The sequence below is a fragment of the Rothia mucilaginosa ATCC 25296 genome (assembly GCF_000175615.1).
Lineage (GTDB): Bacteria > Actinomycetota > Actinomycetes > Actinomycetales > Micrococcaceae > Rothia > Rothia mucilaginosa.
Genome location: NZ_ACVO01000016.1, coordinates 1 through 21,166, shown reverse-complemented (window position 1 = coordinate 21,166; position 21,166 = coordinate 1). Strand labels below are relative to the sequence as shown.

General features: G+C 60.4%; 18 protein-coding genes. 11 read left to right on the top strand and 7 right to left on the bottom strand.

Annotated elements, in window-relative coordinates:
• Window positions 1-162 precede the first annotated feature (162 nt).
• From ROTMU0001_RS05960 to ROTMU0001_RS05910, 10 genes are all read left to right on the top strand, one after another.
• Window positions 163-357: a ubiquitin-like protein Pup gene (locus tag ROTMU0001_RS05960; RefSeq protein ID WP_005506016.1), complete on the top strand. Its 195-nt coding sequence runs from the start codon at window positions 163-165 to the stop codon at window positions 355-357.
• 29 nt (window positions 358-386) lie between these two features.
• Entirely contained in the window at window positions 387-1,859 is a 1,473-nt protein-coding gene (pafA, locus tag ROTMU0001_RS05955) for a Pup--protein ligase (RefSeq protein ID WP_005508669.1), read from the top strand.
• 217 nt (window positions 1,860-2,076) lie between these two features.
• Window positions 2,077-3,135: an FKBP-type peptidyl-prolyl cis-trans isomerase gene (locus ROTMU0001_RS05950; protein WP_005508668.1), complete on the top strand. Its 1,059-nt coding sequence runs from the start codon at window positions 2,077-2,079 to the stop codon at window positions 3,133-3,135.
• A gap of 115 nt (window positions 3,136-3,250) precedes the next feature.
• Window positions 3,251-3,646, top strand: a complete 396-nt coding sequence (locus tag ROTMU0001_RS05945; RefSeq protein ID WP_005508667.1) for an FKBP-type peptidyl-prolyl cis-trans isomerase — start codon at window positions 3,251-3,253, stop codon at window positions 3,644-3,646.
• A gap of 155 nt (window positions 3,647-3,801) precedes the next feature.
• On the top strand, window positions 3,802-6,063 hold the full coding sequence (locus tag ROTMU0001_RS05940) for a WYL domain-containing transcriptional regulator (RefSeq protein WP_005508666.1): 2,262 nt from the start codon (window positions 3,802-3,804) through the stop codon (window positions 6,061-6,063).
• Between the two features lie 437 nt (window positions 6,064-6,500).
• Window positions 6,501-6,746 carry a Sec-independent protein translocase subunit TatA gene (gene tatA / locus ROTMU0001_RS05930; protein ID WP_005506024.1) on the top strand — a complete coding sequence of 82 codons (246 nt, stop codon included), beginning with the start codon at window positions 6,501-6,503 and terminating at the stop codon, window positions 6,744-6,746.
• A 133-nt stretch (window positions 6,747-6,879) separates the two neighbouring features.
• Complete coding sequence (gene tatC, locus ROTMU0001_RS05925) at window positions 6,880-7,761, top strand: twin-arginine translocase subunit TatC (RefSeq protein WP_005508665.1); 882 nt, start codon at window positions 6,880-6,882, stop codon at window positions 7,759-7,761.
• A 284-nt stretch (window positions 7,762-8,045) separates the two neighbouring features.
• On the top strand, window positions 8,046-11,114 hold the full coding sequence (locus ROTMU0001_RS05920; protein ID WP_005508663.1) for a DEAD/DEAH box helicase: 3,069 nt from the start codon (window positions 8,046-8,048) through the stop codon (window positions 11,112-11,114).
• Window positions 11,115-11,360: 246 nt separating this feature from the next.
• The gene (locus ROTMU0001_RS05915; RefSeq protein WP_005508662.1) at window positions 11,361-12,539 is read left to right on the top strand and encodes a hypothetical protein; all 1,179 of its coding nucleotides are present in this window, start codon (window positions 11,361-11,363) and stop codon (window positions 12,537-12,539) included.
• Between the two features lie 134 nt (window positions 12,540-12,673).
• On the top strand, window positions 12,674-13,408 hold the full coding sequence (locus ROTMU0001_RS05910) for a polyprenol monophosphomannose synthase (protein ID WP_005508660.1): 735 nt from the start codon (window positions 12,674-12,676) through the stop codon (window positions 13,406-13,408).
• Between the two features lie 228 nt (window positions 13,409-13,636).
• Here ROTMU0001_RS05910 and ROTMU0001_RS05905 read toward each other — a convergent pair whose 3' ends face one another.
• From ROTMU0001_RS05905 to ROTMU0001_RS05880, 6 genes are all read right to left on the bottom strand, one after another.
• On the bottom strand, window positions 13,637-13,975 hold the full coding sequence (locus ROTMU0001_RS05905; protein WP_005506034.1) for an RNA polymerase-binding protein RbpA: 339 nt from the start codon (window positions 13,973-13,975) through the stop codon (window positions 13,637-13,639).
• Between the two features lie 189 nt (window positions 13,976-14,164).
• Window positions 14,165-15,160, bottom strand: a complete 996-nt coding sequence (locus ROTMU0001_RS05900) for an SPFH domain-containing protein (protein ID WP_005506035.1) — start codon at window positions 15,158-15,160, stop codon at window positions 14,165-14,167.
• Window positions 15,161-15,239: 79 nt separating this feature from the next.
• Window positions 15,240-15,689, bottom strand: a complete 450-nt coding sequence (locus tag ROTMU0001_RS05895; protein WP_005508657.1) for an NfeD family protein — start codon at window positions 15,687-15,689, stop codon at window positions 15,240-15,242.
• 532 nt (window positions 15,690-16,221) lie between these two features.
• Window positions 16,222-17,292 carry an anthranilate phosphoribosyltransferase gene (trpD, locus tag ROTMU0001_RS05890; protein WP_005508656.1) on the bottom strand — a complete coding sequence of 357 codons (1,071 nt, stop codon included), beginning with the start codon at window positions 17,290-17,292 and terminating at the stop codon, window positions 16,222-16,224.
• A gap of 113 nt (window positions 17,293-17,405) precedes the next feature.
• Window positions 17,406-17,759, bottom strand: a complete 354-nt coding sequence (locus ROTMU0001_RS05885) for a HesB/IscA family protein (protein WP_005506039.1) — start codon at window positions 17,757-17,759, stop codon at window positions 17,406-17,408.
• Between the two features lie 247 nt (window positions 17,760-18,006).
• Window positions 18,007-19,401: a M20/M25/M40 family metallo-hydrolase gene (locus tag ROTMU0001_RS05880; protein WP_005508653.1), complete on the bottom strand. Its 1,395-nt coding sequence runs from the start codon at window positions 19,399-19,401 to the stop codon at window positions 18,007-18,009.
• Between the two features lie 115 nt (window positions 19,402-19,516).
• On the opposite strand from ROTMU0001_RS05880, the gene ROTMU0001_RS05875 reads away from it, so the two are divergent.
• Window positions 19,517-20,146: a DUF3043 domain-containing protein gene (locus ROTMU0001_RS05875; RefSeq protein WP_005508652.1), complete on the top strand. Its 630-nt coding sequence runs from the start codon at window positions 19,517-19,519 to the stop codon at window positions 20,144-20,146.
• Window positions 20,147-20,318: 172 nt separating this feature from the next.
• Here ROTMU0001_RS05875 and ROTMU0001_RS05870 read toward each other — a convergent pair whose 3' ends face one another.
• Window positions 20,319-20,975 carry a DUF6318 family protein gene (locus tag ROTMU0001_RS05870; RefSeq protein ID WP_005508651.1) on the bottom strand — a complete coding sequence of 219 codons (657 nt, stop codon included), beginning with the start codon at window positions 20,973-20,975 and terminating at the stop codon, window positions 20,319-20,321.
• Window positions 20,976-21,166 lie beyond the last annotated feature (191 nt).

Below are 21,166 nucleotides of genomic sequence, written 5' to 3'. Positions count from 1 at the left end.
CATATTCTTCCCCGGGGCGAATACCCCCATTCGGAAGAGTAAAAACCACATAACCCACAGGTAGGGTGCAGTAAGGTCCGGGTACCAAAACCCTTACACCCCGCACCCGACCCCACTAAAAACTTATTTGTCCACAACCGAAAACCCCTTGAGGAGAGAACCATGAGCCGCGAACGCATCAGCGCACAGCAGACCGAAACCACCGCAGCCGAGCAGGAGCAGGAACTGACCCTCGCTGCCTCCCACGTTGTCTCTGACGTGAGCGAGGTCGACGACCTGCTCGACGAAATTGACGGCCTGCTCGCTGAGAACGCTGAAGACTTCGTCACCGGCTTCGTCCAGAAGGGCGGCGAGTAACCGGCACACCCTTACGCCGGGTCAGCATCATGGAACACCGTATTTTCGGCATTGAAAGCGAATTCGGGCTCAGCTACGTCCCGCACGGGCTCGGTCGGCTGAGCATCGAAGAGTCCGCCGCCGCCCTTTTCAAGCCCGTCCTGGATCAGTGGCGTTCAACGAACGTCTTCCTGCCCAACGGCGGTAGGCTCTACCTTGACGTGGGTTCGCACCCCGAGTACGCCTCCGCCGAATGCGGCAGCATTGACGAGTTACTCGCGCAGGAACGCGCCGGTGAGCTGCTTTTCGCTGATCTGGCGCGTACCGCCCGCAAGCGCCTGCTCGCAGGTTCGGAGGGCCGCCCCCTCGACGGTGAACTGTACCTGTTCAAGAACAACGTGGATTCGGCAGGCAACTCCTACGGCAGCCACGAGAACTACCTGATCAGCCGCAAACTGCAGTTCAACGACCTGATTAAGCAGCTCGTGCCGTTCCTGGTGACCCGCCAGATTCTGGTCGGCGCCGGTAAGACCCACCCGAACGGCGGCCCGGTGCCCGGTTCGACCGACCCGGCGTCCAGCACGGGTGTGCCCTCGTACTCGTTCTCGCAGCGTGCCGACCATATTTGGGAGGCGGCATCCACCTCAACCTCGCGCGCTCGCCCGCTCATTAACACGCGCGACGAGCCGCACGCGGACGCTTCGAAGTTCCGCCGCATGCACGTCATTAACGGTGATTCGAACATGGCAGAGCCGACGACCTTGCTGAAGATTGCCAGCACCGACCTGGTGCTACGCATGCTGGAGGACCGCTTCCCGGTCACCAGCCTGGATATTGTGTCTGTTCCGGCGGCTCTGCGCGCTATCAGCCACGACCTGACCGGCACCGCAACCTTCGAAACCACGGACGGTAAGCACTACACGGCGTTGAGCGTTCAGCGTCACTACCTGGATGCGGCACGCCAGTACGTGCAGCAGTACGGCGCGCACCACCGTCACGTGGAATACGCCCTGGACTTGTGGCAGCGCACCCTGGACGCTATCGAGTCCGGCGACTACAGCAGCATTGACACTGAGATTGACTGGGCGATTAAGAAGAAGCTTCTGGATGCGTATATTGCCCGCGCCCGCGCGGCTGGTCAGCCTGCCGATTATGCGAGCGCCCGCATCCGTCAGCTGGATTTGGCGTACCACGACATCGACCCGGAGCGTAGTGTCTTCCATGCGCTGGTTCGTCGCGGTGCGGTCAAGCGCATCCTGCCTGAGGGTGCTGCGGAGGCGGCGAAGACTCAGCCGCCGAACACTCGCGCTCTGCAGCGTTCGCGTTTCATTAACGCGGCGATTGCGGCGGGGGAGCAGTTCACCGTGGATTGGGTGCATTTGAAGCTCAACGCCTACCCGCAGCACACGCTGGTGTGTAAGGACCCGTTTGCTACCGGTAGCGAGGAGCTGGAGGAGGTGCTGAGCCTGTTGGCGTCTAAGGCGCGTCAGCATCAGGAGGCGGCATTCCCGCCGCCCTGCTAAATAGCGCCGCTAAACAGCATTGCTAGAAACTCTCTGATGAGGGGAAACCCGCCAGCGGTCGGGGTTGTCAACCTTCGGGAACACCCCGGCCGCGACACAGCCTGAACACAGCTACGTGCCGTAGCATAAAACAGCTAAACCTATACCTGTAAACTGTTCTGTGGCACACGGGCACTCACACGCCCCACTCGCACAGAAAACCCCAGAGGATAACACTATGACCAAACGCTCTAAGCTCACTATTTTCGGTGCCAGCGCGGCAGCTCTCGCGCTTGCGCTGTCTGCATGTGGCGCGCAGTCCAGCGGCGACCTGTCTAAGGTGCAGTACACCCTGAAGAACGCGACCGCTGAGCCTGAGGCGTCCTTCGCGACTCCCTTCGCCGCTTCTAGCCCCTCCGCGTACGTGATTGAGGAAGGCAACGGCGACTCCATCAATGATGGTGACTACGTGCTCGTTGAGGCTGCCGTGTTCAACGGCACCGACGGCAAGCTTAACGGTTCCACTTACTCCAGCGAGCCGATTCTGCTGCCGATTAACGATCAGCTGAAGCAGGCTGCACCGCAGGTGTACGAAACCCTGAAGAAGATTAAGGTTGGCGGTTCTTTCTCGTACACCACCAACGTTCTGCAGCAGCGCAGCACTGCGGGCGTGACCACCACGACCGCTTCGCCCGGTGCCGCAACTAACGTTGAGGTGTACACCGTGAAGACGAAGCTGCCCAAGTACGCAACCGGTAAGGCTGTTGAGGCTGACCCGTCGCTGCCGTCCTTCACTCTGGATGAGTCCACCGGCAAGGCTGAAATCAAGCTGCCCGATAACAAGCCGGAGGTCACCGAGCTGACCGCTAAGACCCTCATTGAGGGCGAGGGCGCCGAGGTCAAGGAAACCGATACCGTGTACGTGCGTTACATTGGTGTGCAGTACTCCGACGGTAAGGTCGTCGACGGCAACTATGACGCCGCCACCCCGATGGGCATCTCCCTGCAGGGCGTTATCAAGGGCTGGACTCAGGGTCTGAAGGGCAAGAAGGTCGGCTCTCGTGTTGAGCTGGTCATCCCGGCAGATTTGGCGTACGGTAACGACACCGGCGGTTCCAAGCCTTCCGGCTCCCTCGTGTTCGTGGTTGATATTCTGGGTGCGGAGGAGAACCCGCAGACCCTGCAGCGTGCTCAGGCGGCTTCTAGCGCGGCTGCTGCGGAGGCGTCCGCTTCGGCAACCGCAGACGCTTCTGCGACCGCGACCCCGGCGGCTACCGCCTCGGCTACCGCGCAGTAGCCCGGGACCCACGTTTTTACGTCACATTTTTATACCGCGCTCGCCGCCTATACGGCTTAGGCGGCGGGCGCACCCACTATTTCGATGTATGTCGAACCAATCAAAGGAGACACCCATGTCTTTCGGTCAGCGTAACCTCGACCGCGAAAAGCCCGAAATCGATTTCCCCGAAGGCGACGCCCCCACCGAGCTGGTCATCACCGACCTGATCGAGGGCGCAGGCGCTGAGGTTGTTCCCGGCTCCCGCGTACTCACCCACTACGTTGGTGTGGCTTTCTCCACCGGTGAAGAGTTTGACGCATCCTGGAACCGTGGCGAGCCGCTGCCGTTCCAGGTGGGCGTTGGCCAGGTTATCCGCGGCTGGGATGAGGGTCTGCTCGGCATGAAGGTCGGCGGCCGTCGTCGCCTGGAGATTCCCGCCGACATGGCGTACGGTGACCGCGGCGCTGGTTCGGTCATTAAGCCCGGTGAGTCCCTGATTTTCGTGGTGGACCTGCTGGACGTCCGCTAAGGATTAGCCAGGTTCTCGCGTTTTTCGCGCTTCTCACGTAAGACGCGCAGAGACGCGCAGCCCGGTGCTTTCTCCCGATTGTGGGAGGGGCGCCGGGCTTTTGCGTACCCGCACGCAAAGTAAGTGCCGCGGAACACACACGGTATGATGGAATCATGTCCACCGCAGCTCAGCTTTACATGACTCTTCACCGCCTCGCCACCGCCGCCGAGGCACCCGACGAAGCCACCCGCCGCAACGGTATCAGCCGCAACGAGCTACTGACCCTGCTCGGCATTAGCACGCGCGCTAACGGCTCCCTCAGCGAGTCCCAGGAACGCGCCTTTGAACGAGCCAAGCAGACTCTACGTGATGCCGGCGCGCGCATCACCCACGTGACCACGGACCTGGGGGAGCGCTACCGCCTCGAAACCAGCAACGCCGCTAAGCTGCCCGCCTGGAACCCCACCGCCGAGGAGTTCCGCCTCATCAACACCATCCTGCGCGGCTGGGAAGGCACCGAGCTGCAGGATGACGCCTACCGCATCCTGCGTAAGATTGCGCTGACCAGCGAGAACCTCACCGATGAGGCGCTCGCCGCCGCGAAGATTCTGGAGCCGAAGACCGGCAAGCGTCAGCGCGCGAAGAACCTGTACACCTACCGCGAGCCCCTTCAGCGCATTTACTTTAGCGATAACCCGCACTTGAATGAGCTGTTCACCGCCTATGCGGAGCGTAAGACGGTCACGTTCACCTATCAGACGGCTGCCGGTGCGACCCGCGTGCAGGAGAAGGTCAGTGTTGCCGGTATTGGTTACCGTTACGGCACCTGGTATTTTGTCGGCTACTACACTGAGAGCTCGGAGCGTAAGGAGTACACGTTCCGTGCCAGCCGTATTCAGAAGCTTACGATGCTCTCGCGTATCGATTCGACCCCCATCAACGCGACGTTTAACGCCAAGAACTGGCTTGAAGACATTAAGGGCTACGAAGAGAGCCTGATTGTTGCCGAGGTCAACGCCGATTCCACAGTCTCGGAGCCCTTCACCGTGCCCTCGTACGGCACGATTGATAGCGCCGTGGCGGCGACTAGCTACAGCTGCGTGATCGAGCCGCCCGAGGAATCGGAGGCTGCCTCTACCCGCCAGCGTGACAGCTACGCCGCCCAGCAGCAGCTGTTGCGCACCCTCACCGACCTGCACAGTGGCGCAGTTGAAGACCCCGGCACCTGGGCGGATATCAACCAGCGCAACCGCAACAACTCCCTCGACGACCTTGTTGACCTGCTCCTGGGTCTGCACCGTGCCGACCGCTGGGCGAGCGCCCACGATGAGGCGCCCATGCCTTTGAATCAGCTCAACGCCCTCTACAGCGTGGACACCGAGAAAAACCGCGACCTCGGCAAAACTATCATCCCCGAGATTTTCGCGCAGGTAGATACCGTTCCCTTCGAGTCTGACCCCAAGGACCCGGACGCCCTCAAGCCCAGCTACATTAACCTGCTGCCGGACTTTGGCGGTGCCACCCCGAACACGCTGCTGAACTACGCGCGCCTCACCGACACTGAACTCGCCATTCTCGTCTTTACCCTCTCTGCTGCAGATATTCTGCACCCAGCGGATGCGCGTCTGGGCAGTATCCGTGCGGCGCTCGCCGCCGCGTACCCGAACGCGCCTGTCTATGCGCAGCACCTGTGCTTCGCCCCGGAGGAGCCTCTGCTGCAGGAGGCGACTGCCGCCCTGAGCAGCGGCAACGCCGTGACCATTGGTTACGGTACCTCTGAGCGTGCCGCGGATCGTCTGGTGGATCCGTATGCGCTGGTGTTGCACCGCGACCACATGTACCTGCATGCGTGGTGCCGTACCGCTGAGGAACGCTACTATGCGGCGCGCGGTGAAGAGGTACCCGCGCAGGTACCTGAGGCTTTTGCTCACGCAGCCACCGGCGAGGCAGCGAACAGTGCCGACAGTGAGGCGGGGGAGAAGGAACCCACCTTCTGGCGTAACTTCCGCCTCACCCGCATCAACCACATTCAGGAGGCGGGCGCGGGTCGTACCCACCCGGTCACCGGTGACACCGTGCCAAACTGGCACGCTCAGCAGCACAGCACTCAGACCAACCCGTTCGCTGAGTTGCGGATTCACCCGACCGAGCACATTCCCAGCGGTGAGCCGCTCGATACTCTCACTGCAACGTACATGCGTCGAAGCACCCACCACGTGAAGAAGGCTTCACGCACCCAGTACGTGCGCATCCACTACTACAACAACGCCCACGGCGCTGGCGATAAGAACATCCTCGACACCGTCATCGCACACCGAGGTGCCCTCGAACTGGTCGGCCCTGCGCACCTGCGCGCGGCGCTGCTTGACCAGTTGCAAACCCTCAACGCGAGTAGCCGCAGGGGTGCGCCCGCAGGTGTGCCCGCAGAAAAATAGAACTTCACCCACAAGCAAAAACGCCCTAAAAACCCATCTAAGGCGCCAAAACATTAACCTAAAACTTGTATAATGGTGCTCATGTCTTGGTGGTTCTGGATTTTGCTATGGGGCGCGCTCATCATCTGCTCGCTCCTCTATTTGGCATGGTTCACCTACAAAGCACTCACTCGCGGTTTCACACTCCTTGACGAAACCGTAACCTGGGTCGAGTCAATCGAGGGACAATTCGACGCAGCGCAAGCGAACGCAAGCCGAAAACTCCCGCGAGACACCACCCTCGGGGTATTCACACCCATCACCGAGGCATACAATAACTACGAACAAGGTAAGCAGACACGCAGGTCTGAGCGGATCAAGCGACGGGTCTCCCGACGAGATCGACTCGGCCAACCTCAAAACATCGGAGACCTGCTCTAACAGAAAGGCACACCACCATGGGCCAGATTTTCAGCCACCCCGCGACCATCATCGTCGTTATCCTCCTCATCGTCCTCCTCTTCGGCGCACCCAAGCTGCCCGGTATGGCACGCAGCCTCGGCCAGTCCATGCGCATCTTCAAGACCGAAGTTGAGGGCCTGAAGAACGACTCCAAGAAGGACCCCCGCGAGAAGGACGGCGAAGAGGTCGTCACCGCTGAGGTCGTAGACAACGGCAAGGACGGCAAGACCGAAACCAAGTAACGGTCCCGCCACCGACGCACCAAACCCGTGCCAGCCCACCGGCCGGCACGGGTTTTGCGGCACCACCCCATAAACACCCCACCAGACCCCCTCAGCCGAATCACACACGGCACCGACACCCAGAGGACACCACGTGGCAACACCTGACCAGGACGTGCGCAACCGCAAAATCAATCCTGAAGCACGCATGGAACTCAAGGAACACCTGCGCGAATTCCGCGACCGCCTCATCAAAGCGGCTATCGCAACCATCATCGCAGCCATCATCGGTACGGTCTTCCTCTACCAGCCTTTCATTGAAATGATCTCTGCGCCCCTGCAGCAGATCAACGCAGAAACCGGCCGCAACGCAAACCTGAACTACGGTAGCGTCGCATCTCCTTTCGACCAGCTGCTTAAGGTCGGTATGTACATCGGCTTGGTGATCGCCTCTCCCGTCTGGCTCTACCAGGCACTGCGATTCCTGCTGCCGGCACTGCATACCAAGGAGAAGAAGTATCTCTTCGGCTTCCTCACCGCATCTATTTTCGCGTTTGCCTGCGGTGTCGCCATTTCGTACTTCACCCTCCCCGGCGTGGTCTACGCGCTGCTGAAGTTCACCCCCGTCAACGAAAGTAACTACATTGACGCGGGCGTGTACATCTCCTTCATCCTGAAGTTCGTTGTGACGTTCTCTTGCGCCTTCATCATCCCGGTGATCCTGGTCGGCATTAACATGCTGGGCCTGATTCGCGGTAAGACCATCCTGAAGTCTTGGCGCTGGGTTGTTGTGCTCGTTGCGGTTATCGCAGCGCTGACTGCACCCGGTAGCGACATCATGATGATGTTCGTGCTCATGGCGCCGCTGCTGATTTTCTTCTTCGCAGCAATCCTCATCTGCATGATTAACGACAAGCGCCGCGACCGCAAGCTCGCAAAGCTGGCGCAGGGTGCAGACGAAGCAAGCCTGAACACCGCAACCAGCGCCGAAGACCTGGCGAAGATGGGTTACTTCGAGGACGAGAAGACTTCCTAAATTGAATAGCTCGCTTTGAGCAACCTAGCCGAAAGGGGCGGGGTACAGAGAACCTGTACCCCGCCCCTTTCGCATGTTCCGCAACAGCGTCTCGAGGCGCACGGATGAAGAGGCGCACAGACGAATTTTTACAACGCCTGCCGGTACATCCCGGCAGAAACTGAGCATAAATTGCGCCGAAACCGCGCTGCCGATGCGCTCGCTGTTCGCCCATACCGGATTAGTGCCCGTGCAGGGTGCTTTCTGAAGGCTCGCGGCGGGTGAACCGTTACACTGGACATACTATGAGCAAGCACCACGCACAGCACACATCCGACGCACACGCTTCTAACGCACAGCCCCCGGCGGAGCGCACCGACTACGCTGCCGCCTACGCCGCATCCCGAGAACGCGCCGCATACGCGAAGACCGCCCTCGGGGCTTTTGAGGCGTCCCTTGATTTTCCGCTGGATGATTTTCAGCGTCAGGCGTGTGCCGCCGTGGAGGCGGACCGCTCCGTCCTCGTTGCCGCGCCTACCGGTGCCGGTAAGACCATTGTGGGTGAGTTCGGTATCTACCTGGCGTTGCGCCGCGGCATGAAGGCGTTCTACACGACCCCCATTAAGGCGCTGAGCAACCAGAAGTACCACGACTTTGTGCGCGCGTACGGTGAGGATTACGTGGGTCTGCTCACCGGCGATACGAGCATTAACACGGAAGCACCCGTGGTCGTGATGACCACCGAGGTGCTGCGCAACATGCTCTACGCCAACTCGACCACGCTGACCGGCCTGGGCTATGTGGTGATGGATGAGGTGCACTACCTGGCGGACCGTTTCCGTGGCGCGGTGTGGGAAGAGGCGATTATTCACCTTCCCGAGCATGTGAACGTCATTTCTCTGTCTGCTACGGTGTCGAACGTTGAGGAGTTCGGCGCGTGGCTGGATACGGTGCGCGGCGGCACGGACATTATCGTTTCTGAGCACCGCCCGGTACCCCTGTGGCAGCACATGATGGTCGGTCACCGCGTGGTGGACCTGTTCGTACCCGAAGACAACTCCGCACAGGGCAAAAACCACACCCAGGGCAAGAACCAGGAGCCGGAGGAGAAGCTCTCCCGCAAGCAGGCGAAAAAGGCACAGAAAGCTAAGCAGCGCGGCGCAACCGTAGAGGCGGGCGCCAACCCTCTGCTTGCCGGTCTGCGCCTGAACCCGCAGCTGAAGGCGCTACGCCCCGGCTTCCGTTCCGCACCGGGCCGCGGACGCTACGGCGGCAAGCGTGAACGTTTCCGTCACCGCCGTGAAGGCTGGCTCAATGAGACGTTCAGCAGCGGCGAGCGCGGCCGCTCGGACCGTCGTGACCGTTTCAGCAATGATCGTTTCAGCAACGACCGAGACTTTGATGCGCGCGGTGAGCAGAAGCCTCTGCGCCCGCAGCGTATCACCCGCCCGGAGATGGTGCGCGCCCTCGACAAGCAGGGCCTGCTGCCCGCAATCTGCTTTATCTTCTCCCGTGCCGGTTGCGACGGCGCGGTCAGCCACTGCGTATCCGCCGATATTACGCTGACCACCCCCGAACAGCAGCAGACCATCCGCGCCTACATTGCGGAAGCGACCGCTCACCTGGACACCCGCGACCTGAACACCCTAGGCTACTACGAGTGGCGTGACGGCCTGATTCGCGGTATCGCCGCGCACCACGCCGGCTTGCTACCCCTGTTCAAGAAGGTCGTCGAAACCCTCTTCGCGCAGGGCCTGATTAAGCTGGTCTTCGCCACCGAAACCCTCGCACTGGGCATCAACATGCCCGCCCGCACCGTCATCCTGGAAAAACTCACCAAATACAACGGCGAATCCCACGTAGACATCACCCCCGGCGAGTACACCCAGCTAACCGGACGCGCAGGCCGCCGCGGCATCGACATCGAAGGCCACGCCGTCGTCATGTGGCGCCCCGGCATGTCCCCAGAACACGTGGCAACCCTCGCCTCAACCCGCACCTACCCGCTGAACTCCTCATTCCGCCCCACCTACAACATGGCGGCAAACCTCATCGCCTCCTACGGCGCCGAACGCACCCGCAAAATCCTGGAATCCTCCTTCGCGCAGTTCCAGGCAGACAAGTCGGTCGTGGGCGTCGCCTCCCGCGTACGCAAAAACGAAAGCGCTCTAGAAGGCTACCGCGAAGCCATGGCATGCCACCTGGGCGACTTCACCGAATACGTCCAGCTCAGCCGCCAGATCGCCGAACTGGAAAAGAAGGCGTCCAAGAGCAACGAACGTCACGCACGCGCGCAGGCACACCACAGCATCCAGCAGCTGTTGCCCGGCGACATCATCTACATTCCGCACGGCCGCTCCCGCGGCTACGCAGTCGTCATCACCCGCTCCGACTCGCACGCCGACCCGCGCATCGGCATCGTCACCGAGGACGCGCACCAGCGCACCGCCTCAACCCGCGATTTCGAAGGCGCCGTCGAACCGGTCTCACGCATCAAAATCCCCAAGCGCCTAAGCCTCAAAACCGCCAAGGAACGCCGCGACACCGCAAGCCGCATGCGCCAGGCACTCTACGACGGCCGCGCCCCGCGTGCGCTCGCACAGCAGAACATCCCGGCTCGTCAGAACAGCATTGACGCGCAGCTGGAGGCTCTGCAGGCCCAGCTGCGTAACCACCCGTGCCACGGCTGCTCCGACCGCGCAAACCACATGCGTTGGGCTGAGCGCTGGCAGAAGCTCAACTCTGAAACCGAAGGGTTGCGCCGCCAGATTGCCCGCCGCACCAACACAATCGCGCAGGTCTTCAACCGCATTGCGCGTCTGCTGGAAAGCTACGGCTACGTCGAACGCACCGAGGATAACGAACTATCGCTAACCACCGGCGGCCAGGCGCTGCGCCGCATCTACGGCGAGCGCGACCTACTGACCGCCCTGTGCCTGGACGCGCACTTCCTCGACGGACTGGAGCCCGCCGCCATCGCGGCAACCGTCGCCGCACTAACCTACCAGGGTAAGCGCGACGCCGTGGAATACCTGGCACACTACCCGCACCCGTCCCTGCGCGCACCCATCGCGACAATTACGCAGCGCCTCGCCGACCTGAACGCAGCCGAAGAACAGTTCAAGGTCAACCCGACCCCCGCATGCGACTTCGGCCTGGTCGAACCCATGTACGCCTGGGCAAACGGCGCGCACCTCGCAAAGGCAATCGAGGACACCGGCCTTGCCGCCGGCGACTTCGTACGCTGGGCAAAGCAGGTACTGGACGCCCTGGACCAGATCGCGCACATCCGCTCACTGGACCCGGTCATCCGTGCCCGCTGTGAAGAGGCAATCGAGGCGGTACGCCGCGGCGTAGTCGCACTCGACGTCTAACCCGCACCTTAGTGCTACACCGTACATAGTGCTAAACCCTGCTCGACCAGCTCGGGCCACCACCCCCGCTACTGTGCATTGTTCTACACCATCTAAGTTCCGCCTCATCTAAGGACGAACGAACTACCACAGGCAGCGGGGGTGCTTCTATACTCAAATGAGACGCTCAGCTAAGCTACGCGAGCACAAGCGAAGTGCCCGCCCTCGTGTGCGCTTTCGGCGCGCCTCAAAGGTGAAAGGAATCTAATGTCTACCCGTATTTTTGTAGATGGTAGCGTGTACAGCCCGGTCGACCCGTACGCAACCGCAATGCTCGTCGAAGACGGCTTCGTCCGCTGGGTTGGTTCCGACTCCGGGGCGCGTTCAATTGCCGACGAATCAGCCACCATCACCGAACTTGACGGCGCCCTGCTAACCCCCGCCTTTGCGCGCGCACTAGCACCGGTAGCAGGCAAAGAAGCACCCGAAATCCTCGACTACCTGCAGGCATACCGCGCAGCCGGCTACCACACGCACACCCTACTCGCCGGCATGGAAGACGTACCCGACCTCGTCTCCGCACTCAGCTACTACAGCGCCGAACACGGCGTACCCGACATCCGCCTCATCCTCAACGCCACCGGCGTAGAAACCGACGAACTCATCAGCGCCATCAAGGCACTACGCCCCCTCACCGAAGGCGACCGTGCCGTCAAAGGCCTGCAGCTAGTCGGCATCTTTGTCGCACCCACCGAAGCGCCCGCAGCAGCACAGGTAGCCGAAGACGCCGCACTCCTGCTCTCCATCGACGCATCCACCAGCTTTGCCGACGCCGCCGACGCCGCGCTCGCCGTACGCGAAACCCGCCCCTGGCTGTCCATCCGCCTCGACGCAGCAATCAGCACCCCGCAGGACCCCATCACCGACGAATACCTCACCCAGCTGGCAGAAGCACGCATCAACCTCGGCCTCAGCGTTTGCGAACCCGAAGAAGACGAAACCGCCAACGACACCGTCCAAGCACTCCTCGCACACGCCGGGGGAGAAGCACGCGAATCTGTGGCATCCGTAGCCCGCCGCGCAAACGCAGCCGGCACCTCCATCGCCCTCGGATCCGACACCCAACTCTACGCACCCGGCGCCTGGCCCCTCATCCGCGAACTCATCAACGACGAACACGGCATCTCCGCACGCAGCGCCTTCGCCGCCCTCACCCGCGGCGTATACCGCCTAGCCCACGAAGAAAACCCCTTCACCGGCCAGTTCGCACCTGACACCCCCGCATTCGTAGCACAGTGGCGCGTAGAAGCCCTCATGGTCCAGGCACCCGACTCCCGCGTAGCATCGTGGAGCACCGACCCCCGCGCTCGCATTCCGTTGCTTCCGGTGCTGGATGAGGATTCGCCTCTGCCCATCCTGGAATCTATTTACACTGAAAGTAACTAATTTTTTAGCTTGTCAACACCTTTTTAGGCGGTTTAGGGGCAGTGGAAGCCCCCGAGGATTCAGTTACCCGCATGTATACCCGGTATACTGGATACCTACACTGCCTGTTTTATATGCACCTGTGGGGGAGTAATATGCGCGTTCTAACTGTCATCCCGACGTATAACGAGAAGGAGAACCTACCCATCGTGGTAGAGCGTCTTCGTAAGGCAGCTCCCGAGGTGGACATTCTCGTGGTGGATGATAACAGCCCCGACGGCACCGGCCAGATTGCTGATGAGCTGTCGGCTAAGGATTCCCAGATTCACGTTCTGCACCGCACCGTTAAGGACGGCCTGGGTGGCGCGTACCTCGCTGGCTTCGATTGGGGCCTTGAGGCAGGCTACGACATTCTGATTGAGATGGATGCTGACTGCTCGCACCAGCCTGAGCAGCTTCCTTCTCTGGTTCGTGCCGTGGAGGCAGGCGCTGACCTGGCTATTGGTTCGCGTTACGTTCCCGGCGGCAAGACTAAGAACTGGCCGGCTCACCGCCAGGTTCTCTCTCGCGGCGCCAACCTGTACACCCGCCTGATTCTGGGCACCTCCATTAAGGACATTACCGCTGGTTTCCGCGCGTACCGTCGTGAGGCTCTGCAGCGTCTGAACCTGGACGGTATTGACTCTAAGGGCTACGTATTCCAGGTGGATTTGGCATGGCGTTCTGAGCAGGCCGGTCTGAATATTGTCGAGGTTCCGATTACTTTCGTTGAGCGTGAGATTGGCGCTTCGAAGATGGACGGCAACATTATCTTTGACTCCATGTCTAAGGTGACTCGCTGGGGCATGACTAACCGCATTCAGAAGCTGAAGAAGGCTCTGGGCAAGTAAGACTTCTTGCTCAGACGCTTCTCGCACCTGAGATTTATACGAAAGACCGGGGCAGATACGTTACGTATCTGCCCCGGTCTTTTTGTGCTTTTCTGTAGCGCTCTTTCTTGGCTCACGCCTGGCTCACGTACCGACGGAAGCCAGCATCACAATAAAGAAAAGGCCCGCTAAGAGCACGAGTGGCGCTTAGCGGGCTTCTACAGCCTTTCTACGGAGCCTACGGTGCTTTTAGAGCGCGTAGTGCTTGCGGTAGTATTCCAGGCGGTCTTCCAGGGTCTTTTCCAGCTCTTCGATGCTACGGCGTTCCATGAGCATGTCCCAGTGGGTACGTGCGGGCTTCTCTTCTTCGGCGTCTGCGGTGGAGTCGCCGTTGACGAGGTATGCTTCCTTGCCGGACTTTGCGGTCCATACCGAGGGGATTTCTGCTTCTGCCGCGAAGGTCACGAAAACGCGGTCACCGTCAGCGGTACGGTATTCGACGCGCTGGCGGGGCGCGGGCTGTACGTTCGATTCGGTTTCCATCGACTGGGAACCCAGGCGCATACCGCGCAGGCTACGATCGCTCATTTTTCCTCCAGTGTCGTCGGGTGCGCTCTTTGGCGCTTTAGGCATAACGTTGGGCGGGGGAGAGCTATTCCCTCGAACGTTTACAAAACATCCATTATATCGGTAATAGTCTCCACCCGCCCAACGTGGTGGTGTTTATTCGGCGTGATTTTTGATGATTCACGCCTTTTTATGCGTTAGATTTCGCGTTTAGCCGTTGATGCCGTAGCTTCCGGGTGCCTGCGGTGCGCTCTTGGGCGCCTCTGCTGCGGGCTTCTTCGGTGCGTCCGCAAGGTCGGATGCGGGCAGGGTGCCGAATGCGTTGCCCAGGCCGCGCAGTGCATCGCCGAGTTCGGTCGGGATGAACCAGAGCTTGTTGGCGTCGCCTTCGGCGAGCTTGGGCAGGGTCTGCAGGTACTGGTAGGTGAGCAGCTGCTGGCTGGGGTTGGATTCGTGGATTGCTGCGAAGACCTTCTGCACGGCTTCTGCTTCACCGTTTGCGCGCAGGATGGCGGACTGTGCGTCACCTTCTGCACGAAGGATCTGTGCCTGCTTTTCACCCTCTGCGCGCAGGATGGCTGCTCGGGATTCACCTTCTGCGGTCAGGATGTCGGACTGCTTCTGGCCTTCTGCGGTGAGGATTGCGGCGCGGCGGTCACGCTCTGCGCGCATCTGCTTCTCCATGGAGTCCTGGATGGATACCGGGGGCTGGATTTCCTTGATGTCCACGCGGGAGACGCGCAGGCCCCAGCGGCCGGTGGTGGAGTCGAGTACGCCTCGCAGTTCAGCGTTGATCTGGTCGCGGGAGGTGAGGGTCTGCTCCAAGTTCAGGCCACCAACGACGTTACGCAGGGTTGCGCTGGTCAGCTCGTCCACGGCACGAATGTAGTTGGTAATTTCGTAGGTTGCTGAGCGCGGGTCGGTGACCTGGAAGTACACGACGGTGTCGATGCCGACCACCAGGTTATCTTCGGTAATCACTGACTGCGAGGGGAAGGAAACGACCTGTTCACGCAGATCGATGAGGGGCAGCACGCGGTCAACTACGGGGATGACGATGTGCAGGCCGGGGTTGAGGACGGCGTGGAACTTACCCAGTCGTTCGACGATGCCGGCTCGTCCCTGCGGGATGACGCGCACGGTCTTGGCGAGCATCGTAAGTACGAAGAGGATGAGTAGAACCGTCAGAATAAGGCTGATAGGCATTGTTTCTCCTTATCGGTGAGTTATATGGTGTGTTTTTGGAGTATCTAGTCGGCTTTTGGAGCCGGTATTCAGATGGGTCTTAGTCGTGGGGGAGAGGCTCTACGATTGCGGTAGCACCCTCAATGGCTCGTACCCTCGCGTGTGATCCTGCTACGAGCGTTCCGGAAGCGGTGCGCGCCGTCCAGGTGTCGCCAGCCAGTACAACCAAACCGGTTTCACTAGTCACATCTTGAGTGATGCGCACCTCAGCACCAACAAGTGCTTCAGCATTAGTGACAGCTCCGGTGGCTGATTTATTGAGCTTTTTCAGCAGCGGCGGGCGCAGACCAAGAACCAGAATCAGGCAGATCACCACGAAAATAACGGTTCGAATCAGCATGTTATCCACGAAGGGTGATATTGCTGCGGTGATGCCTGCGCTAATCGCCAGCATGAGAAAGAACAGGTCGAGGCTGAGCATTTCTATGACGGCGAAAACGAGGGCGAGTGCAACCCAGAGTGTCCAGGGTGTCTCAAAGAGCCAATCCACGAGTTTTCTCCTTTGGTGTACATCAACCGGCGTGGTTGACGTTGGATCTGCACACGAGGCGACAGCACCTTCGTGATGCGGGGTATATCCATTATTTCAGGTGGATTGAGTGCTGGCGACAGTTCTGGTGACCGAGTGAGGTTAATACATGAACTGTTAAGACTTTATTTAGATACGGGGAATCTTGGGTTCATTCTAGACCTCCCTAAAAAGCCGATAATATACATTATGTAAAGTAGACCTATTTTTCACTACCCCACCGGCTGCTCACCGGTGCTTTCTACGCTCAGGCTGGCACGGATCAAACCTGTGCGCTCCTCGCAGTGCGACTACACTGTTCCACCCGCTATTCTGAGCTCCACGCGCCTTGCGTCTTCCTCGACACTCAGCCGCACGCTCACATGCTCCGAACCTTCGGGCTCCTCAATATGTCCCTCAGCGCCTCCCGTTAAACGACAAACACCCGAGACGAGCTCACACCATTCGGTGCGCTCTGTTCGTCTCGGGTGCCTATATCAGCTACTGAGCTTCTTTATTCTGCGTGCTTAGAGCTGAACTCTACCCATGCGTTGAGCACACGCTCCGCTGCACCGGATGCAATGGATTCGCGTGCATCAGCCAAAGCCTGGGTGAAACGGGTCTCAAAGCTCTCCCCGTTGACCGGGCGGTACGCGACCAGGCCAGCCGCAGCGTTCATCACCACAGCGTCGTGAATGGCGCGCAGCGGGCTCTTCGGGGCTTCGCCCTCCCCCGCCAAAATTGCACGGAAAACGCCCGCGTTGTACTCGGCGTCGCCGCCGCGCAGCTGCTCCAGCGGTGCATTCTGCAGACCGTACTCGGTCGGGTCAAAACGGTACTCGGTCAGTTCGCCGTCGACAGCCTCCCACAGGCGGCTCGTGGTCGCGATGGTCAGCTCATCCAGGCCGTCATCACCGCGGAAAATCAGGGCGTGGTCGCCGCGCTCCGCAAAGACGTGAGCCATCTTCTCAGCCATGACCGGGTTAGCAACGCCGATAGCCGAGGACTTCACGCGAGCCGGGTTCGTCATGGGTCCCAGGTAGTTGAACGCGGTCGGAATACCGAGCAGGCGGCGGGTCGGGCCCACGTGGCGCATTGCCGGGTGGAAAGTCATCGCAAACAGGAACGTGATGCCAGTCTCGCGAGCACATTCGGCGACTGCGGGAATGGGCATGTCGAGGCGGATTCCGAGGGCTTCGAGGACGTCTGCGGAGCCGGATTTGGAGGTGGAGGCGCGGTTGCCGTGTTTGACGACGGTGGCGCCGGTGCCTGCGATGACGAGGGCTGCCATGGTGGAGATGTTGACGGTGTTTTGCTGGTCGCCGCCGGTGCCGACGATGTCTACGGCGTGGGGGTTGATGTCGACGGTTTCGGCTTTGGCGATCATGCCGGCTGCGAGGGCGCCGAGTTCTTCGGGGGTTTCGCCTTTGGAGTGGAGGGCGGTGAGGAAGGATGCGAGGATCGGCTGTTCGGTTTGGCCGGTCATGATGTGGTCCATTGCCCAGGCGACTTCGGTGTCGGTGAGGTTTTGGTGTTTGACGAGCTGGTTGAGGATGTATTTCCAGGTGATTTCGTGCGTAGTCATGTGTTAAGTGTAAAACCCCCGCCGCGTATCTGCATGGTTGGGTGCAGTATGCGAGACGGGGGTTTGTTAGGCGTGTTGCACCGTGGGGTGCTTAGCGCTGGGGTGTCTTCGGTTTAGTGGAAGGAGTCACCGCATGCGCAGGAGCCTGCTGCGTTGGGGTTGTCGATGGAGAAGCCCTGCTTTTCGATGGTGTCTTCGAAGTCGATGGTGGAGCCGTCGAGGTAGGGTGCGCTCATCTTGTCGACGATAACTTCTACGCCGTCGAAGTTGCGGACTGCGTCGCCGTCGAGGACGCGCTCGTCGAAGTAGAGCTGGTAGATGAGGCCGGAGCAGCCGCCGGGCTGGACGGCGATGCGCAGGCGCAGGTCGGTGCGGCCTTCCTGTTCGAGGAGGGTGCGGACCTTGGTCTGTGCTACTTCGGTGAGGTTGACGCCGTGGGTCGGCAGTTCGGTGGTGGTTTCACTCATTGGTGTTGTCCTTTTGTTTTGTTGGTTGCCCGTGTGCGCCGCGTGTGGGTGCGTGTGGGCGTTTTAGCCTTCACGATACGCGCCCGAGTGTTTGATGTACAACCTAGGGTGTGCATAGTTCGCCGGGGGCGTGAGTTTTGGTGTGGGGGCTTGACATGTAATTCTGCTTCTAGGATACCGAAAAAGTGGGGGTTGGGGTTTGTGACCCTTCTCCCCCACTTTTTGTGGATGTTCCTAGCGAGCGCGTTTAGCGGGCGCCGAGTGCGCTGAGCAGTAGCGCCTCCGCGAGGATTGCGTTCTTGAAGTCCGGGATGTAGAGAGACTCGTTGGCGCTGTGTGCGCGGGTGTCGGGGTCTTCTACGCCGGTGACGAGGATCTGTGCCTGCGGGAAGAGGTCCTTCAGGTCGGAGATGAACGGGATAGAGCCGCCCATGCCGGTCTGTACGGGTTCGACGTCCCAGGCGGCGCGCATTGCGTCGAGTGCGGTCTGTGCGCCGTCTGCGTCGACTTCGGTGGCGAAGGGCATGCCGGAGTCAACGGCGGTGTAGTTCGCCTGTGCGCCGTGGGGTGCGTGTGCCTTGATGTGTTCGGCGAGTGCGCGGTGTGCGTTTTCGGGGTTGTCGCCGGGTGCTAGGCGGGTGCTGATGCGTGCGCGGGATACGACGGCGAGGGTGTTGGATGAGGTTGCGATGGAGGGGATGTCCATGCCGATGACGGAGATTGCCGGCTGGGTCCACAGGCGGGATGCAACGGATCCGGTGCCTGCCAGGGGTACGGTGTCGAGGATGCCGGAGTCGTTGCGGAAGTCTGCTTCGGCGTATTCGAGTTCGGGTTCGGGTGCGCGGTGCAGGCCTTCGACGGCTACGGCGCCGGTGGCGTCGTGCAGGGTGGCGAGTAGCTGCGCCATGAGGGTGTGTGCGTCGAGCATGGGGCCGCCGAACATGCCGGAGTGGATGGCGTGGCTGCCGACGCGCACCTCGATGTCGCCGGATGCGACGCCGCGCAGGCTGGTGGTCAGTGCGGGTACGCCGGCACGCCAGTTGGCAGAGTCTGCGACCACGATGTAGTCAGCGGACAGTTCCTCACGGTAGGTGTTGAGGAAGGAGACGAAGGAGGGCGAGCCTGCTTCTTCTTCGCCTTCAATGAAGAGCTTCACACCGAGTTTGAAGTCCTCGCCGAGAGTTTCGTTGAGGGCTGCGAGCGCGGCGAGGTGCACGAGGATACCTGCCTTGTCGTCTGCTGCGCCGCGGCCGTAGAGGCGGTCGCCCTTGCGGGTTGCGACGAAGGGGTCGGTGTCCCACAGGTCGAGGTCGCCGGCGGGCTGCACATCGTGGTGGGCGTAGAGCAGGATGGTCGGGTAGCCTTCTGCGGCGGGGCGGGAGGCGATGACGGCAGGCATGCCCTGCTTTTCGGTGCCGTCGGCGGTGGTGTAGGTGGCGCGTTCGATGCGTACGTTGTTGAAGCCGGCCTTGGTTGCGAGCGCGGCGACTGCCTCGGCGCTGCGGTCTACCTGGGTGAGGTCGTGCGATCCCCAGGCGATGGAGGGGATGGCGACGAGCTCGGTGAGGGTCTGCAGGGTTGCTTCGAAGTTTTTGGTGACGGCGTCGCTCAGGGCGCTGTGGTGGGTGAATTCAGTAGTCATGTTTCTACCTTACCCCCACCTTACCCGCCGCCGCCGGGTGGTTGGGGTTGTTTCAGTTGCTGGTGTGGGCTTGTGGGGGCGGGTTTGGTGTGTGCCGTTCGGGTATGATGGGAGGGTGTTTGGTCGTAAGAAAGAGAAGGCTGAAGCGGAAGCTGTTCAGCCGCAGGTTGTAGAGGAGCCTCAGGCTCCGGTTAATCCGAAGTTCACCCCGAAGAAGGGCCGTCCTACTCCTTCGCGTAAGGAGCAGCAGGCGGCTCGTCGTCAGCCTCTGGTTGTTAATGACCGTAAGGAGGCGAAGGCTCGTGAACGTGAGGCAATGGCGAAGGCTCGTGAGCGTCAGAATGATGCGTTGATGGGTGGCGATCAGCGTTACCTGCCCGCCGTGGACCGTGGTACGCAGCGCCGTTATATCCGTGACTACATTGATGCGCGCCGCAATATTGGTGACGTCATGTTGTTTGTCATGCTGGCGTTCTTTATTTTTACCCTGTTTATCCCCGGTTTCTTTGGTTCTGCTGAGGCTGCGGATGGTTTCCAGCGTATTACTACGTACGTCCTTTGGGGTCTGCTGCTGCTGTGGATTGGTGATTCCTGGATTCTGTGGCGTGGCCTGAAGAAGAAGGTAATTGCGAAGTTCGGCGAGATGGAGCCTCGCTCCGGCATGTACACGTATAACCGTGTGATGGTTCCTCGTCGTATGCGCCGCCCGGTTCCGATGGTGAAGTACGGCGAGTACCCGCACTAAGTCGTTAGTGCCTTATAGGTGCTTGGGGAGAGGTCCTGAAGGTTCAGGCCTCTCCCCTATTTTTATGTTCTTACGCGAGAAGCCACATGTGTTTCGAGAAGCTACTTCTTTGGTGGCTTTTCGAAACACATGTGGCTTTTGGGCGTATAACCGTGGCTAGACGCCGGTACGGTTAGGCTTCGATTCGGGAGTAGAGGATCTGCCACCTGCCGTCGCGGTGTTCGAGGGCGAAGGTGTAGATTTCTTCTTCCTTGTCGCTGCTCCAGGTTTCTTGGCGGCCGTCGGGTTCTACCTCGGTGTGTTTGTCCCATTCGTGGTTGGTTTTCAGGTAGTAGGTTTGGCCGTCATCGCTCCGGGGTATGCCTTCGGGTTCGAAGTGTTCGATGCCGTCGATGACCCAACCGCCGCGCTGGTAGAGTGCTTCTATTTCCCGGTAGATTTTGAGTTCTCCGTCGTTTGATGCGGAGAGGAATTCGCGGGCTTTGCTGTAGTCGCCGGTTTGGACGCCGTAGTTAATCCATTGGTTCCAGGCGTCCATGGTTTTGAGGAGGCCGTCGGGGGTCTTGTCACGGTATCCGTTTTCGGGAGCGTTGGGTTTGGGGACGTTCTGGGCGGGGCCTTTGGCGTCTGCTTTGCGGTATTCGCCGCTACTGGCATTGTTGCCGGCGCTACTGCTTGAGCTGCTGTTGGTGGCGGGCTTGCCGGAGGCTGTGGATCCGTCTCCTGCAGTTGTGATGTCGTGCGGCACGCAGGCGGCGAGTAGGGTGCTGAGGCTGATGAGTGTGCCTCCGGTCAGTATTGAGCGGCGGTTTAGCATGTTGGGGTTCATGGTTGGTCCTCCACATCGTTGTAGTGCATGGTCTCCCGCTTATCTCCATTATGCGCGAGCGCGCACGAGGAACCTGTCATTGTGCCTTCCCTCTGGGGGGTGTGGCGGTCTATCTTGCGGAAAGATTACGGGGCCTTCACTTTGGTAGTTGCTTCAATCAGCCAACGCTCACCGTTATGACGCAACTTAAA